General features: G+C 69.6%; 15 protein-coding genes. 14 read left to right on the forward strand and 1 reads right to left on the reverse strand.

Annotation, left to right across the window (positions count from 1 at the left end):
* Positions 1-42: 42 nt before the first annotated feature.
* The 11 genes from ACWGJP_RS07220 (at position 43) to ACWGJP_RS07270 (ending at position 8,593) form a co-directional block, all read left to right on the forward strand.
* Positions 43-372: a metalloregulator ArsR/SmtB family transcription factor gene (locus tag ACWGJP_RS07220; RefSeq protein ID WP_452329071.1), complete on the forward strand. Its 330-nt coding sequence runs from the start codon at positions 43-45 to the stop codon at positions 370-372.
* A 52-nt stretch (positions 373-424) separates the two neighbouring features.
* The gene (hemG, locus tag ACWGJP_RS07225; protein WP_452329072.1) at positions 425-1,903 is read left to right on the forward strand and encodes a protoporphyrinogen oxidase; all 1,479 of its coding nucleotides are present in this window, start codon (positions 425-427) and stop codon (positions 1,901-1,903) included.
* 155 nt (positions 1,904-2,058) lie between these two features.
* Positions 2,059-2,493 carry a hypothetical protein gene (locus ACWGJP_RS07230; protein WP_452329073.1) on the forward strand — a complete coding sequence of 145 codons (435 nt, stop codon included), beginning with the start codon at positions 2,059-2,061 and terminating at the stop codon, positions 2,491-2,493.
* Between the two features lies 1 nt (position 2,494).
* A complete protein-coding gene (locus tag ACWGJP_RS07235; RefSeq protein ID WP_452329074.1) occupies positions 2,495-2,902 on the forward strand; it encodes a phage holin family protein in 408 nt (135 codons plus the stop codon).
* The gene (locus tag ACWGJP_RS07240) at positions 2,889-3,161 is read left to right on the forward strand and encodes a hypothetical protein (RefSeq protein ID WP_452329075.1); all 273 of its coding nucleotides are present in this window, start codon (positions 2,889-2,891) and stop codon (positions 3,159-3,161) included. The genes ACWGJP_RS07235 and ACWGJP_RS07240 overlap by 14 nt, the downstream gene beginning before the upstream one ends.
* 52 nt (positions 3,162-3,213) lie before the next feature.
* Complete coding sequence (gene hemQ / locus ACWGJP_RS07245; RefSeq protein WP_452329076.1) at positions 3,214-3,891, forward strand: hydrogen peroxide-dependent heme synthase; 678 nt, start codon at positions 3,214-3,216, stop codon at positions 3,889-3,891.
* A 6-nt stretch (positions 3,892-3,897) separates the two neighbouring features.
* Entirely contained in the window at positions 3,898-4,893 is a 996-nt protein-coding gene (hemC, locus tag ACWGJP_RS07250; protein WP_452329077.1) for a hydroxymethylbilane synthase, read from the forward strand.
* Positions 4,893-5,687, forward strand: a complete 795-nt coding sequence (locus tag ACWGJP_RS07255) for a uroporphyrinogen-III synthase (protein ID WP_452329078.1) — start codon at positions 4,893-4,895, stop codon at positions 5,685-5,687. The genes hemC and ACWGJP_RS07255 overlap by 1 nt, the downstream gene beginning before the upstream one ends.
* On the forward strand, positions 5,684-6,673 hold the full coding sequence (gene hemB, locus ACWGJP_RS07260) for a porphobilinogen synthase (protein ID WP_452329079.1): 990 nt from the start codon (positions 5,684-5,686) through the stop codon (positions 6,671-6,673). The genes ACWGJP_RS07255 and hemB overlap by 4 nt, the downstream gene beginning before the upstream one ends.
* A gap of 55 nt (positions 6,674-6,728) precedes the next feature.
* The gene (gene hemL, locus ACWGJP_RS07265) at positions 6,729-8,051 is read left to right on the forward strand and encodes a glutamate-1-semialdehyde 2,1-aminomutase (protein WP_452329080.1); all 1,323 of its coding nucleotides are present in this window, start codon (positions 6,729-6,731) and stop codon (positions 8,049-8,051) included.
* A 95-nt stretch (positions 8,052-8,146) separates the two neighbouring features.
* Positions 8,147-8,593: a hypothetical protein gene (locus ACWGJP_RS07270; RefSeq protein WP_452329081.1), complete on the forward strand. Its 447-nt coding sequence runs from the start codon at positions 8,147-8,149 to the stop codon at positions 8,591-8,593.
* 6 nt (positions 8,594-8,599) lie between these two features.
* Here ACWGJP_RS07270 and ACWGJP_RS07275 read toward each other — a convergent pair whose 3' ends face one another.
* The gene (locus ACWGJP_RS07275) at positions 8,600-10,300 is read right to left on the reverse strand and encodes an ATP-binding cassette domain-containing protein (RefSeq protein ID WP_452329082.1); all 1,701 of its coding nucleotides are present in this window, start codon (positions 10,298-10,300) and stop codon (positions 8,600-8,602) included.
* 101 nt (positions 10,301-10,401) lie between these two features.
* Between ACWGJP_RS07275 and ACWGJP_RS07280 the strand changes: the two genes are divergently transcribed.
* The 3 genes from ACWGJP_RS07280 (at position 10,402) to ACWGJP_RS07290 (ending at position 15,466) form a co-directional block, all read left to right on the forward strand.
* On the forward strand, positions 10,402-11,460 hold the full coding sequence (locus ACWGJP_RS07280; RefSeq protein WP_452329083.1) for an enoyl-CoA hydratase/isomerase family protein: 1,059 nt from the start codon (positions 10,402-10,404) through the stop codon (positions 11,458-11,460).
* Between the two features lie 152 nt (positions 11,461-11,612).
* On the forward strand, positions 11,613-13,340 hold the full coding sequence (locus tag ACWGJP_RS07285; RefSeq protein WP_452329084.1) for an ABC transporter ATP-binding protein: 1,728 nt from the start codon (positions 11,613-11,615) through the stop codon (positions 13,338-13,340).
* On the forward strand, positions 13,337-15,466 hold the full coding sequence (locus ACWGJP_RS07290; protein WP_452329085.1) for an ABC transporter ATP-binding protein: 2,130 nt from the start codon (positions 13,337-13,339) through the stop codon (positions 15,464-15,466). Before ACWGJP_RS07285 ends, ACWGJP_RS07290 begins: the two co-directional genes overlap by 4 nt.
* The last annotated feature ends 28 nt before the right edge of the window (positions 15,467-15,494 follow it).

Genomic DNA, 15,494 nt, shown 5'->3' on the forward strand with positions numbered 1-15,494 from the left:
AGATGGCTAGATAGTATTTAGCAAGGATGCTATATTGCAACCATGGCAGATAGCGCGTCCGACATCTTCGCCGCGTTGGCCCATCCGACCCGGCGACAGATCCTGCAGGATCTGAAGGATGGCGAACTGGCCGCCGGTGAGATCGCATCCCGCTTCTCCGCGAGCGGACCGACGATCTCGCGGCACCTCGGCGTGCTCCGTCAAGCGGGGCTCATCACCGAGCGCCGCGATGGCAACCGCATCCTCTACTCGCTCGTCGGGGAGCGGCTGGCACTGTCGGTGGGCGACTTCCTCTCGACGGTGTGCCCCGAGCAGATCGTCCTCCGCGAAGTGCGCAAGCGCGGTGCCACCCGTGCAGAGCCCGCGATCTGACCGCAGAACGCGCCGCCTGGGTTCATCCGCGCGAGGCTGAAAGGATGGAGGCATGACCGATCACCCCGCCGAACTCGCCGCTCGCGCCGCGGAGCTCCACGTCGTCGTCATTGGCGGAGGGATCGCCGGTCTCGTCGCCGCGCGCGAGTGCGCCAAGGTCGGCATGCGCGTGACGCTGCTCGAGTCATCCGAGCGGCTGGGCGGGGCGATCCGCTCGGCGGAGATCGACGGCGTCGCCGTGGACGCCGGAGCCGAGAGCTACGCCACCAGGGGCGGTCATGTCCGCGCCCTCGTCGAGGAGCTGGGCCTCGCAGACCGTGTCGAGGCTCCCGCCGCAGGCGGAGCGTGGCTCGCAGGGGTTCCCGGCCAGCCTCCGGCGCCGCTGCCCAAGGGCGGGCTTCTCGGCATCCCCGCCAACCCTTTCGACGACGATGTGCGTCGCATCATCGGGTGGCGCGGAGCCTGGCGCGCGTATCTCGACAGGCTGCGTCCGCCTCTCACGATCGGGCACGAGCGCAGCCTCGGGCGACTCGTCGCCTCCCGGATGGGCGATCGCGTGCTCGATCGGCTCGTCGCGCCCGTCACCTCCGGCGTCTACTCCGCGCATCCCGACGACGTGGATGTCGAGGTCGCGGCCCCTGGTCTGAACGCGGCACTCACCAGGCTCGGCTCGCTCAGCGGTGCGGTCGGCGCGCTGCGCGGCGAGCAGGCGGCCGGTAGGAACGGCAAGGCGCCGGGGTCGGCGGTCGAAGGACTGTCCGGCGGCATGGGCACGCTGATCGATGCACTCTCCGCCGACCTCGAGAAGCTCGGCGGTGAGGTGCGCGCTTCGGCGCCGGCGCAGCGGATCGACAAGACGCAGAACGGCTGGTCGGTGCTCGTCGATGTCGCAGCCGATGGCGACAAGGATGCCGACGGCGAGCAGGAGACGATCGAGGCGGACGGCGTGATCGTCGCGACAACGGAGGATGCCGCGCACGCGCTCCTGTCCGCGCACGTTCCTCGGCTCGCCGCTCCCGCGGTCTCGCCGCGCATCGAGATCGTGACGTTGCTGCTGGACGCTCCTGAGCTCGACGCAGCCCCGAGGGGCACCGGCGTGCTCACCGTGCCGCACAGCCACACGGCCAAGGCGCTCACCCACGCGACGGCGAAGTGGTCGTGGCTGAAGGAGACCGCGGGCGGACGTCACGTCGTGCGGGTGTCCTTCGGCGCGCAGGGCGAGCCACCGGCCACCACCGGCCTGGACGACGAGGCCGCAGCGATGCTCGCACTGGACGAGGCGTCTTCGATGCTGGGTGTCGCCCTCGACCGTCGTCGGATGATCGGCGCGCACCGGGCTGCGTTCACCCAGTCGCAGCCCGCGTCCCTCATCGGGGCCGCTGAGCGCCGGATGGCAGCGCGCGCGGCCGTGAACGCGGTGCCGGGTCTCGCCGCGGTGGGCGCGTGGCTCGCGGGCACGGGGCTTGCCCAGGTGGTCCCCGACGCCGCGGCGGAGGCGGATCGTCTTCGGCACGGCCTGCTCTGGCGGTGAAACACCGGCGAAACAGGCATCCGCGATACTGATCCCGCTCCTGCTGTCAACCCCTTCCCGGAGTAGATGCCGAATTCGGAATATGGGGTTACGCTGGGTACCTGGCCGACGGGATCGACGCCTGCGGCACGACCGGAACAACGTGAGGAGACCCCATGAAGGGGAAGATCGGACTCGTCGTCGGCCTCGGCGTCGGATACGTCCTCGGAACGCGCGCCGGACGCGAGCGCTACGAGCAGATCAAGACGCAGTGGCTCAAGGTCTGGCACCTCGATCCCGTGCAGGAGCAGGTGTCCAAGGTCAAGGGCTTCGTCGGCGACAAGGCGGCAGCCATTCCCGGCGCCGTGTGGACGGGCGTCGTCAAGGTCGCCAAGTCCGCCTCGGGCGGCGGTACGCCTGGCCAGAAGCTGGACGCGACGATCGCAGCCGGCCGCGAAGCGGTCGAAGAAGTCGCCGACGCGGCCGAGGACGCCGTGGACGAGGCCAAGAAGTCGACGGCCGGGAAGGCGACGGCGAAGAAGCCTGCCGCGAAGAAGCCCGCGGCGAAGAAGAGCTCGACGGGATCCGCCCGCTCCGGGAGCGACGACTGACATGGCCCGCGGATACCGGGATCGTGCGGACGACAGCCTGCTGACCCTCATCGGGGATCTTCCGGAGCTCGTCACCAAGCTGGTCAAGGCGGAGATCGATGCCGCCAAGGCCTGGGTCTCGCGGACCGCGAAGGATGCCGGGATCGGCAGCGTCTGGTTCCTCGTCGCGCTGTTCTTCCTGTTCTGGCTCATCCCGATGCTGCTCGTGTTCGCGGTGGCCGGGCTGTCGTCGTGGTGGCCGGTCTGGCTGTCGGCGCTGGCCGTGATCGGCATCCTCCTGCTGGCCGTGGTCGTGTTCGCGCTGCTCGGCATCCTGAAGTTCCGCAAGGTCGTCGCGAGGGAGAACCCCGGCCAGGCCGTCGCGAAGGATCTCCGCCTCGGGAAGGAAGACGTCGATGACGAACTCTGAGCACCTGCCGAAGACCGCTGTGCCCGCGGGCATCACCGACCCCGTCGAGTCCGCGCGCGCGGAGCTCAAGGCCGCCCTGCTGGCGATCGAGGAGAAGGGCAACCTGCCTCGTCGCCTCGGACGCGCATCGGAGCGCGCGGCCGTCAAGGTGCGCGCCTACGCCGACCGCAATCCGGTCGGAGCGCTCGCGATCATCGCCGGCGCCGCGGCGGTGGCCGGATCGCTCGTCTGGGTGATCGCCCGCGCCGCCTCGCGCTGAACCGCCGGGGCGCGCATTAGCGACTGCCTCGCGAAAGAGGCAGACTGGTGGCATGTCCGATGTGAGCGCAGAGAACCCGTCCGGCTACACCCTCTGGGCGGTGTGGCGACGCAACCCTGATGCCCCCGTTCTCGAGAGCGACGCCACGGAGCTCGAGACGATCGCCGGCTACATCGAGGACTCCGGCGTCACCATCCGCGGGTTCTACGACGTCTCGGGTCTCAAGGCCGATGCCGATCTCATGGTCTGGCTGCACGGCGACACGGCCGAGGAGCTGCAGAAGGCGCTGCGACGTCTGCGCCGCACGGAGCTCCTTCGCACCCTGCTGCCGGTCTGGAACGTGCTCGGCGTGCACCGCGACGCGGAGTTCAACCGCTCGCACGTACCCGGCTTCCTCCGTGGTGTCGGCGCGAAGGACTGGCTGTGCCTCTACCCCTTCGTCCGCACGCCGGAGTGGTACCTCGCTCCGGAGGACGAGCGCCGCGCGATGCTCGCCGATCACGGGCGCAAGGGCGCGGCCTTCAAGGACGTCGTGGCGAACACCGTCGCGGCCTTCGCCCTGGGCGACTACGAGTGGATCCTGCCGATGGAGGCCGACGAGCTCACCGACCTCGTCGACATGATGCGCGACCTGCGCTACACCGAGGCGCGCCGCTACGTGAAGGAGGAGGTGCCCTTCTACACGGGGCGGCGCCTGCGCTTCGACGAGATCGCGGACGTCCTCCAGTAGGTCGTCATGAGCACTCCGATCCGTCTCGGCACCCGACGCAGCGCCCTCGCACAGGCGCAATCGGGACACGTCGCCGCCGCGCTGGAGAAGATCTCCGGACGCCCCGTCGAACTCGTCCCCATCGTCTCCGAGGGCGACACCAACCGTGCCTCGCTGTCCGTCATCGGCGGCATGGGGGTGTTCGCCACGCGTCTGCGCGAAGCGCTGCTGGCCAGTGAGTGCGACTTCCTCGTGCACTCGCTGAAGGACCTGCCCACCGCCGTGCCAGACGGTCTCGTGATCGCCGCGACGCCGGAGCGGGAGGATGCGCGCGACGTCGCCATCACCCGTTCGGGCCGTCCGCTCAACGAGCTCCCCGCGGGGAGCACGGTCGGCACCGGTTCGCCGCGCCGCATCGCGCAGGTGCGCAGGCGCGCTCCGCGCGCATCTGTCGTCGACATCCGCGGCAACGTCGATTCGCGCCTGGCCAGGGTCGAGTCCGGAGAGCTGGACGCCGTGATCCTCGCTGCGGCAGGGCTCTCGCGCCTCGGAACAGAGACGCGCCTGCAGCGGGAGGACCTCGGACTCGCCGAGTGGCCGACCGCCCCGGGGCAGGGATCCCTGGCCGTCGAGACGACCGCGGACGCCCCCGAGGAACTGCTCGCCGCACTCGCGGGACTCGACCACGAGCCGACCCGGCTCGCGATCACCGTGGAGCGCGGGATCCTGGAAGGCTTGGATGCCGGTTGCCAGGCGCCCATGGCGGCGCACGCCGTCGTCGACGGGTCATCCGTCAGGGTGCGCGCGGTGGTCTACGCCGCGGACGGCAGTGCCCGGATCGCCACCGACGTCACGGAAGACCTGAACGGGGGGTATATTCGTCTGAACGGCAGTGGCAATGGAGCGGATGCTGCCGATGGTGCGGACCCGAGGCATGCAGCACGACAGCTCGGGTTGTCTGTCGCCCGTCGGCTGCTCGAGCAAGGGGCGGCTGAACTCGTCTCCCGAGAGCAATCATCCTGATGAGCACATCCGAAAAGCATGAGAAGCCACTGGCCGGCTGGCGCGTCCTCGTACCGCGCGGTGGGCCATGGGGCGACGGCGTCGCCGCCTCCCTCCGCGCCCAGGGCGCCGTCCCCGTGGTCGCGCCGCTGATCAACTTCGGCCCGACCAATGATCAGGCGGCGCTTGACACCGCGCTCGAGCAGCTCGCCGCCGGGGAGTTCGACTGGCTGACGGTCACGAGCGCGACGACCGTCGACGTGATGTTCGCGCATCGCGCGGTCGTCCCCAAGAGGACGAGGATCGCTGCGGTGGGCGAGACGACGGCCGCCGCCCTGCAGGCTGCGGGCTATGAGGTCTCGCTCGTCCCCGACGAGGACAACTCCGCCGAGGGGATGGCGGCGAAGCTGATCTCCCTGGAACCTCAGCCCCGGCGCGTGCTCGCCCTGCGCAGCGAGATCGCCAAGCCCGTGCTCTCCAAGCTCCTCACCGGTGCCGGGCACGACGTGCACAGCGTGGTCGCCTACCGCACAGTGGGCGTCCCGGTGACGGACCGCATCCGCCGCGACGTCGACAGCGGACGGATCAACGCGATCCTCATCACCAGCGGTTCCGTCGCGCAGCAGGTGCGCGAGCAGTTCCCCGACATCCCGGATGAGACCCTCCTCGCCGCGATCGGACCCCGTACGGCGAAGGATGCCCGCAAGGCGGGCCTTCCGATCCAGGTCATCGCCGACAAGCAGACGGTGGAAGCGCTGATCGACGCGGTCTCGCACTTCACGCTGCCTCACGCCGCGGACGAGCTCGCGCCGTGAGCTTCCCCGATGTCCGTCCTCGTCGGCTGAGGCAGTCGGCGGCGGTCCGCGCGCTCGTCAGGGAGACCGACGTGCTGCCGCGGCAGCTCGTGCTGCCGGTGTTCGTCCGCGAAGGCGTGACGGAGGCGGTGCCGATCTCCTCGATGCCCGGTGTCGTCCAGCATTCTCTGGACTCGCTCCGCCGTGCGGCCGTCGAGGCTGCGGAAGCGGGCGTCGGCGGCGTCATGCTGTTCGGCGTGCCCGCCGTGCGCGACGCCGTCGGATCGGGCGCCGACGACCCCGACGGCATCCTGAACGTCGCCACCGCCGCCCTCGTCGCGGAGGTCGGCGACGCGCTGGTCGTGCAGACGGATCTCTGCCTCGACGAGTTCACCGACCATGGCCACTGCGGAGTCCTCGCCGACGACGGGTCGGTGGACAACGACGCGACCCTCGAGCGATACGTCTCGATGGCGCTCGCCCAGGCACGGGCGGGCTCTCACCTCCTCGGCCTCAGCGGGATGATGGACGGCCAGGTGGCGGCGATCCGCCGGGCGCTGGATGCCGGGGGCTTCTCCGACACCCTGATCCTCGCCTACGCGGCCAAGTACGCGAGCGCGTTCTACGGACCGTTCCGTGAGGCCGTCGACTCGCAGCTCACCGGCGATCGCCGCACCTATCAGCTCGATCCCGGCAACCGCAGGGAGGGCATCCGCGAGGCCCTCATCGACGAGGCGGAGGGTGCGGACGTCGTCATGGTCAAACCGGCGATGTCTTTCCTCGACATCCTGAGGGAGGTGCGCGAGGCCGTGCATATTCCCGTCTGGGCATATCAGATCTCCGGTGAGTACGCGATGATCGAGGCCGCCGCGGCGAACGGCTGGATCGACCGCAGAGCCGCGATCCTCGAATCGCTGCTGTCCATCCGCAGGGCGGGCGCCGACGCCGTGCTCACCTACTGGGCGGTCGAGGCCGCCCGCTGGCTCTCCGGATCCACGGCGCGGTGAGCGCCGGACCTGACGCAGCCGCACGCATCCCCTCATCGACTCGGAGGTCGAGCTCATGACCGATCGCAATGACGACCTCTTCGCGGCAGCGCGCGCGGTGACGCCCGGCGGGGTGAACTCGCCCGTCCGGGCCTACGGCTCGGTCGGCGGAACGCCGCGCTTCCTCGCGTCGGCGCAGGGTGCGACGGTGACGGATGCGGGCGGGAAGAGCTACGTCGACCTCGTCGCCTCGTGGGGCCCGGCCCTCCTCGGCCACGCCCACCCGGAGGTCGTCAGCGCCGTACAGGAGGCCGCGAGTCGCGGGCTCTCCTTCGGGGCGCCCACCGAGGGCGAGGTCGAACTCGCCGCGCTCATCGTCGACCGGGTCCGCGCGGGCGATCTCGCCCCCGTCGAGCGCGTGCGTCTGGTCTCGACCGGCACCGAGGCGACGATGACAGCGATCCGACTCGCGCGCGGCGCGACGGGGCGCGACCTCCTCGTGAAGTTCGCCGGTCACTACCACGGTCACTCCGACGGCCTGCTCGCGGCAGCCGGGTCCGGCGTCGCGACGCTCGCGCTCCCGGGATCGGCAGGCGTCCCCGCCCCCATCGCCGCGCAGACGCTCGTCGTGCCCTACAACGATCGTGCAGCCATCGAGACGGTGTTCGCCGAGCACGGCGATCGGATCGCCGCGATCATCGTCGAGGCCGCGGCGGCGAACATGGGCGTCGTCCCGCCGGAACCCGGCTTCAACGCCTTCCTCGCCGACACGGCGCACGCGCACGGCGCGCTGCTCATCCTCGACGAGGTGCTGACGGGCTTCCGCGTGCACCCGGCCGGATACTGGGGGCTGCAGGCCGAGGCCGGTGAGCGCTATGCGCCCGACATCATCACCTTCGGCAAGGTCGTCGGAGGAGGGATGCCGCTGGCCGCACTCGGAGGGCGCGCCGAGATCATGGATCGGCTCGCTCCGCTCGGACCGGTCTATCAGGCGGGCACCCTCTCGGGCAATCCGCTGTCCGTCGCCGCCGGCATCCGCACCCTGCAGCTCGCGACGCCGGAGGTGTACCGCGCGGTGGATGCGTCGTCCGCCCGCCTGGCTGGCGCACTGGACGCCGCGCTCACCGCAGCCGGGGTCGTGCACGCCGTGCCCCGAGCCGGAAGCCTCTTCGGGCTCGTGTTCTCGTCGACCGCCCCGAAGGACTATGCGCAGGCCCAGGCGCAGGAGGCCTTCCGCTACGCCCCGTTCTTCCACAGCATGCGGGAGCAGGGCATCGCCCTGCCGCCGAGCGTGTTCGAGGCGTGGTTCCTCACCGCCGCGCACGGCGATGCCGAGCTCGAGGCGATCGAACGGGCGCTGCCCGCTGCCGCTGCCGCAGCCGCCGCCGCTCAGGGCTGACCGCGCACGGACAGGCGACACCCCACAACGGGATCGTTGCCGTCCTGTGAGCAAGTCGCAGGCATCTTGCAGGGCGACGCTGGCAGACTGGTGGCATGGTGACGTTGCTGCTGGATCAGACGCAGCTCGAGGTCGTGCTGTCTCCGATCGAGCGCGCCGCGACGTTCCACGGTGAGAACCTGCGGATCGCACGCGACACGATCACCAAGGTGCAGTTGACCGATGACGCCTGGACGTGGTTGCGCGGAGTTCCGAGCCCCGGCACGCGCATCCCCGGTGTTCTCGCGGCCGGCACCTGGAAGGCGGCGGGCACGACGGACTTCGTGCTGATCCGGCGGCGTCGCCCCGGCGTCGTGATCGACCTGAGCGACGGCGAGTTCCAGCGTCTCATCCTCACGACACGGCACGGCCTTGCGCTGACCCAGGCTCTGCGCCTGGACGTCTCTGAGGAGGCGGCCGACGTCGTGGAGATCGTGGCGACGGCTCCGGTGCCCGTCGTGAAGGGCAAGTCCCGCCCCGTGATCAGGCCGCGCCCGGTCTGAGCCGGTTCAGCTCCAGCGCTGTTCGCCGTTCTCGACGTGCTCGTGCTCCTGCGACGCCTCGTCGGAACCGGACGCCTCTGACGCGTCATCGAAGGCCGGAACCTCGGAGATCGGCTCCTCGGAGACATCGTCGCCCTCTGGCTCGCCATCGGTCTGCTCCGCGGGCGGTGCGGACTCGTCCTCGTCCGATTCCCGGGCGCCGAGGAGGTCGTCCAGCACGCCGATGCCGTCGGTCTCCGTCTCGGGCTCGGCTTCGCTCTTCTCATCAGAGGCAACACCGAGGTCCTCGGTGGTCGCGTCGTCGTCGTTCTCCGGGGCGGCGGGCGTCTCCTCGTCCTCACCGTTCTCCGGTGCGGACGAGGCATCGTCGTTCGCGGGTTCCGGAGCAGCGCCGGGTGCGGTGACCGCTGCGGCAGCAGCGGCGAGCCCTGCGATGCCGGGGAGGGGGCGCGCCTCGACCGGCGCGAACGCCGGTTCCGCGTCGTCGACGGCGGTGGCGTCGGCATCGGTGTGATCGGCGGTCACGACGGGGATGTCGATGGTGAAGGTCGTCGTCGGGACGTCGGTGGAAAGGCTCTCCGCGGGAGCATCCTCGGTCGCCTCGGTCGCCTCGTCGGCGGCATCCGTGTCGTTCGTCGCATCCGCGTGGTCGATCGCTGCTTCAGCGTCGTCGGACACGGTGTCCGCGGCGTCCTCGATGACGGGCGCCTGCGCATCGGGGGATGGAAGCTCCTCGACGTCGACCGTGTCGACCGCCGCGGCCACCACGGGCAGGGCGACGGTGGCGTCGGGCTCAGGGCGGCGGAACTGCACGGGGCGGTCGTTGACGAGGTCGAGGAAGACGTCCTCCAGAGTCGGGCCGCGCTGCTGCAGCGTGGTGAGCGCCACACCCGCCTTGGCGGACAGGGCGCCGATGGTCGCCGCGTCGCTGCCGCGGACGGTCAGGCCGGAGCGGAGCACCTCGAATTCGAACCCCGCGGAGACGAGGGCGGCTTCGAGTGCCTCGCGGTCCAGGGCGTCGACGACGACCGGCCCGGCAGCGGGGTCGGCCAGCGTCGCGAGGGAACCGGCGAACTTGCGCTGCCCCCTGGCGATCACGAGGATGTCGTCCGCGACCTGCTCGACCTCGGAGAGCACGTGGGAGGAGACCAGCACGGTGCGTCCCTCGTCGGCGAGGCCACGGATCAGCATCCGCATCCAGCGGATCCCCTCGGGGTCCAGACCGTTCGCCGGCTCGTCGAGCACGAGCGCACCTGGATCACCCAGCAGTGCGGTTGCGGCGCTCAGGCGCTGACGCATGCCGAGCGAGAGGGTTGCGATGCGCGATTCGGCCTCTGCGCCGAGGCCGACGAAGCGGATGACCTCATCGACGCGGGAGAGCGGGATGCCGTTCGCCTTCGCCGTGGCGCTCAGGTGCCGTTCGACGGATCTGCGGGGGCGGAAACCAGGATCCTCCGGCATCGCTCCGATGACTCGGGCCGGATGCTTGAGGTCGGAGTAGTGCGCACCGGCGATCGTCGCGGAGCCGGATGACGGCTTGATCATGCCGAGCAGCATCCGCAGCGTCGTCGTCTTCCCCGCGCCGTTCGGGCCGAGGAAGCCGGTGACGACGCCTGGCTCGACGCGTCCGGAGAACTCGGAGACGGCGGTGACGTCGCCGAATCGCTTCGTGACTCGATCGAACTCGAGCACCTGTCCTTCGGGCATCCGGGACCTCTCTGCTGACGGCGGTTCTCTCTATCTTGTCGGAAAACCACGGAAATCGTGCATTACCAGGGTGGAAAGCACCAGCGGGTAACGTGTCGACCGTGACCGATTCCGCCGCCGCACCCCGTGTCCTCGTCCGCGCCGAAGGCTCGCTGGGACGCATCACCCTGAACCGGCCGGAGGCGATCAACGCGATCGACCTCGACATGATCCGCGCGATCGCCGCGGCACTCGAGGCCTGGCGCTCGGACACCGACATCCAGATCGTCGTCCTGGACGGCGAGGGGAGGGGCCTGTGCTCCGGGGGCGACGTCAGGGCGCTCTACGACCTCGTGGTGGCGGGCAGGGCCGAGGAGACGAGCACGTTCTTCCGCGAGGAGTACGCCCTCGACGCCCTCATCGCCGAGTACCCCAAGCCGGTCGTCGCCTTCGCCGATGGCATCACGATGGGAGGCGGGATCGGCCTGGCGGGTCACGCCGCCATCCGGATCGTGACGGAGCGCTCGAAGCTGGCGATGCCGGAGACGCGGATCGGCTTCACTCCTGACGTCGGGGGGACCTACCTGCTCGGGCGTGCGCCAGGCAGGCTGGGCGAGTACTTGGGGCTGACCGGAGGGGTGATGGATGCCTCTGACGCGATCTACACCGGCTTCGCCGATCACTTCGTCCCCTCAGACCGGTTGGACTCGCTTCGCGAGGCCTTGGCGAACCGCGCGGACCCAGGCACCCCGTCGGAGATCGTGCTGCTGTTCGATGAGACCCCTGAGCCGTCCTGGCTCGCCGATGAGCGGGCCTGGGTCGACGAGGTCTTCGCCGCGGACAGCATCGGAGAGATCGTCGACCGCCTCCGTGCGCGGAAGGAGCCGGCCGCCGCGCGGGCGCTGGAGACGCTCTCCGAGCTCGCCCCGACCGGTCTCGCCGTGACCCTCGAGGCGGTGCGCGAAGCGCGCGAGGGCGAACTGCGCGCGGCGCTCGTGGGGGAGTACCGTCGCGTGCTCTGGTTCGCTCATCACCATCCGGATCTCGCCGAGGGCATCAGGGCGCAGCTCGTCGACAAGGACCGCACCCCGCGGTGGCAGCCGGCGACGATCGCGGAGCTTGCTCCGGATGCCGCGGCCGGCGCACGCGCGTATGCGCCGCTCCCCGCCCTGTTCGACTGAGGACATCCTTAGCTGGCTGGCGTCCAGAAATCCCGCCCGATCTGCGGATCGTTCGCCGTGAGCGGATTGCGGCCTCCGGGGCTGGGCAATGTCCGTGGCTCGTGGCACTCTATCTCATGGCCATTTCATGGCCTGAGCCCAAAAGGATGCCCATGCTCGGAAAACTCCTCGTCCGATATCTCAAGAAATACTGGCTGTACCTCGTCGGCGTGCTGGTGTTCCAGTTCGCCAGCGCCATGGCCACTCTCTACCTCCCTTCGCTGAACGCCGACATCATCGACAAGGGCGTCGCCCAGTCCGATACCGGCTACATCTGGAGCACGGGCGCGTTCATGCTCGCCGTCTCCCTCGGCCAGATCCTCGCCTCGATCATCGCGACGTACTTCGCCGCGCGGGCGGCTATGAGCCTCGGCCGTGACATCCGCGCCGACGTGTTCGCCAGGGTGAGCGGATTCTCCGAGCGAGAGGTATCGCAGTTCGGCGCAGGCTCCCTCATCACCCGCAACACGAACGACGTCCAGCAGGTCCAGATGCTGGCGATGATGGGCGCGACGATGTTCGTCACCGCTCCGCTCCTCGCCATCGGCGGCATCATCCAGGCGGTCCGCCAGGACGTCGGCCTCAGCTGGGTCATCGCCGTCTCGGTGCCCGCCCTGCTCATCGTCGCGGTCATCGTCATCGGGCGGATGGTTCCGCTGTTCCGGCGCAACCAGGAGAAGCTCGACACCGTCAACCGCATCATGCGCGAGCAGCTCACCGGCGTCCGCGTCGTCCGCGCCTTCGGTCGCGAGCGGATCGAGGAGGAGCGCTTCCGCGGCGCCAACACCGACATCATGATCCTCGGCCGGCAGATCGGAACGCTCTTCGTGACGCTGTTCCCGCTGTTCATGCTGATCCTGAACGTCACCGTGGTCGGCGTCATCTGGTTCGGCGGCATCGAGATCGATGCGGGCAACGTGGAGGTCGGCACGCTCTTCGCCTTCATGCAGTACGTCGGTCAGATCATGGGCGGCGTCATCATGTCCAGCTTCATGGCCATGATGATCCCGCGTGCGGCGGTGTCCGCCGATCGTGTCGCAGAGGTGCTGGACGCGGAGTCCTCCATGACGAGGCCGGCCGACGGGGCGACGTCGTTCCCCGAGCGGGGCGCGGTGCGCTTCGACGGCGTCGCGTTCACCTACCCCGGAGCCGACGCCCCCGTCCTCAGGGACATCGCCTTCCACGCCGCACCAGGCGAGACGGTCGCCATCGTCGGCTCGACCGGCGCGGGCAAGACGACGCTCATCAACCTCATCCCGCGTCTCTTCGACGTCACCGGCGGCGCGGTCGGCGTCGGCGGGGTGGACGTGCGAGAGGCGGATGTCGAGGCGCTCTGGAAGGAGATCGGGCTCGTCCCGCAGCGGCCGTTCCTCTTCACCGGTTCAGTGGCGTCGAACCTCCGCTACGGACGGGAGGAAGCAACGGACGAAGAGCTCTGGCACGCGCTCGAGATCGCGCAGGGGCGCGATTTCGTCGAGGAGATGCCGGACGGCCTCGACTCGCGGATCGCACAGGGCGGCACGAACGTCTCCGGTGGTCAGCGCCAGCGCCTCGCGATCGCCAGGGCGATCGTGCACCGGCCGCAGATCCTCGTGTTCGACGACTCGTTCTCGGCGCTCGATCTCACCACCGACGCGAGACTGCGGCAAGCGCTCTGGAGGGAGCTGCCCGACGTGACCAAGATCGTCGTCGCGCAGCGCGTCTCGACCATCACCGACGCCGACCGCATCGTCGTCCTCGACGGCGGAACGATGGTGGGCGTCGGCACGCACGAAGAGCTGCTCGCGTCGAACGACACGTACCGCGAGATCGTCGAGTCGCAGCTGGGGGTGGACGCATGAGCCCGCGTGAGAAGACCGAGGCGCCGCAGGCGCCCGAGCTGACCGCAGAGGAGCAGTACGAGGCGGAGCTCGCCGAGCAGGCGCGGCAGAGCTCCGGCGACTGGGACGCCGTCGCCCCCGGCAAGGCAGACAACTTCGGCAAGAGCTTCGGTCGGATGATCGGGCTGCTCAAGCCATCGGCGATCTGGTTCGTCTTCGTCTCCGTGCTCGGCGCGATCGGCGTGGTCCTTGCCGTGGCGGCGCCCAAGGTGCTCGCCGGGGCGACGGACCTCATCTACAAGGGATTCATCTCCAACCAGCTCGCGCAGCCGAGCGGCGACTTCCCCGGATTCCCGGCCGGAACGCCGCAGGACGACGTCGTCGAGATGCTCCGCAGCGCGGGGCAGAACGACTTCGCGAACCAGGTCGCGGCCCTCGGCGACTTCCAGGTCGGCGACGGCATCGACTTCGGGGCGCTGCGCTGGATCATCATCGCCGTGCTGTCGATCTACGTCGTCTCGGCCCTGCTGAGCTGGGTCCAGGGCTATGTGATCAACGTCATCATGGTGCGCACGATGTGGCGCCTGCGGGAATCCGTCGAGGCGAAGATCAACCGCCTGCCGCTGTCGTACTTCGACAAGGTGCAGCGCGGTGAGCTGATCTCGCGCGTCACCAACGACATCGACAACATCACACAGACCATGCAGCAGTCGCTCTCCGGAGCGCTGACCTCGGTGCTCACCGTGATCGGCGTGCTGATCATGATGTTCACGATCTCGTGGCAGCTCGCGCTCGTGGCACTGGTGGCTCTTCCGCTGATGGGGGTCATCTTCGGCGTCATCGGCCCGCGCTCGCAGAAGGCGTTCGGCACGCAGTGGCGCAAGGTCGGCAGACTGAACGCCCGTGTCGAGGAGGCCTTCTCCGGCCACGCGCTCGTCAAGGTCTTCGGACGCGAGCAGGACGCGCTCGACCGCTTCCAGGCCGAGAACGAGGAGTTGTACAAGGCGAGCTTCAAGGCGCAGTTCCTCTCCGGCATCATCATGCCGGCGATGACCTTCGTCGGAAGCCTCACTTACGTGGGCATCGCGGTGCTGGGAGGGCTCATGGTCGCCAGCGGTCAGCTGCGACTGGGCGATGTGCAGGCGTTCATCCAGTACTCGCAGCAGTTCACGCAGCCGCTGAGCGAGCTGGGCGGCATGGCGGCGGTCGTGCAGTCCGGCACGGCCTCTGCCGAGCGGGTCTTCGAGCTCCTCGACGCCCCCGAGCAGGAGTCGGATGCCGAGGATGCGCCCACCGTCGAGGACGGCGAAGGCGTGATCGAGTTCCAGAACGTGTCGTTCTCGTACACGCCAGAACGGCCGCTGATCCAGGATCTCTCGTTCCGCGTCGAACCGGGGCAGACGGTCGCGATCGTCGGCCCGACCGGTGCGGGGAAGACCACGCTGGTCAACCTGATCATGCGCTTCTACGAGCTCGACTCCGGTCGGATCCTCCTCGACGGCCAGGACATCGCCGAGCTCACCCGCGCGGATCTCCGCGCCCGCACGGGCATGGTGCTGCAGGACCCCTGGCTGTTCGCGGGGTCGATCCTGGAGAACATCCGGTACGGGCGGGCGACGGCGAGCGATGACGAGGTCATCGACGCGGCGAAGGCCACGTACGTCGACCGCTTCGTGCACGCCCTGCCCGACGGCTACGAGACCGTTCTCGAGGAGGACGCGGCCAACGTGTCGGCCGGCGAGCGACAGCTCATCACGATCGCCCGCGCGTTCGTGGCCAAGCCGTCGATCCTCATCCTCGACGAGGCCACCAGCGCGGTCGACACCCGTACCGAGCTGCTCCTGCAGCACGCGATGGCGGCGCTGCGCGAGGGGCGCACCTCGTTCGTGATCGCGCACCGACTCTCGACGATCCGCGACGCCGACCTCATCCTCGTGATGGAGCACGGCGACATCGTCGAGAAGGGCAACCACGAGCAGCTCATCGCCGCTCAGGGCGCCTACTGGCGCCTGTACCAGTCGCAGTTCGAGCAGGCCGCGGCCGATATCGACGCCGAGGACGCTCTCACCGGCTCGACGCCGGTGATCGTCACGGGTGAGGCGGAGGACGCCACCGCGGAGTCCGCCTCGGAGCCGGGCAACGCCTGACGCCCGCTGTGAACGGTGATGCCCGCCG

The sequence above is a fragment of the Microbacterium sp. NPDC055903 genome, from assembly GCF_053615555.1.

Coding starts and splice junctions, on each gene's coding strand:
- hemC (WP_452329077.1), top strand. CDS start 3,898: ATGAGCACTCCGATCCGTCTCGGCACCCGACGCAGCGCCCTCGCACAG.
- ACWGJP_RS07230 (WP_452329073.1), top strand. CDS start 2,059: ATGAAGGGGAAGATCGGACTCGTCGTCGGCCTCGGCGTCGGATACGTC.
- ACWGJP_RS07255 (WP_452329078.1), top strand. CDS start 4,893: ATGAGCACATCCGAAAAGCATGAGAAGCCACTGGCCGGCTGGCGCGTC.
- ACWGJP_RS07220 (WP_452329071.1), top strand. CDS start 43: ATGGCAGATAGCGCGTCCGACATCTTCGCCGCGTTGGCCCATCCGACC.
- ACWGJP_RS07290 (WP_452329085.1), top strand. CDS start 13,337: ATGAGCCCGCGTGAGAAGACCGAGGCGCCGCAGGCGCCCGAGCTGACC.
- hemG (WP_452329072.1), top strand. CDS start 425: ATGACCGATCACCCCGCCGAACTCGCCGCTCGCGCCGCGGAGCTCCAC.
- ACWGJP_RS07285 (WP_452329084.1), top strand. CDS start 11,613: ATGCTCGGAAAACTCCTCGTCCGATATCTCAAGAAATACTGGCTGTAC.
- ACWGJP_RS07275 (WP_452329082.1), bottom strand. CDS start 10,300: ATGCCCGAAGGACAGGTGCTCGAGTTCGATCGAGTCACGAAGCGATTC.
- hemL (WP_452329080.1), top strand. CDS start 6,729: ATGACCGATCGCAATGACGACCTCTTCGCGGCAGCGCGCGCGGTGACG.
- ACWGJP_RS07270 (WP_452329081.1), top strand. CDS start 8,147: ATGGTGACGTTGCTGCTGGATCAGACGCAGCTCGAGGTCGTGCTGTCT.
- hemQ (WP_452329076.1), top strand. CDS start 3,214: ATGTCCGATGTGAGCGCAGAGAACCCGTCCGGCTACACCCTCTGGGCG.
- ACWGJP_RS07240 (WP_452329075.1), top strand. CDS start 2,889: ATGACGAACTCTGAGCACCTGCCGAAGACCGCTGTGCCCGCGGGCATC.
- ACWGJP_RS07235 (WP_452329074.1), top strand. CDS start 2,495: ATGGCCCGCGGATACCGGGATCGTGCGGACGACAGCCTGCTGACCCTC.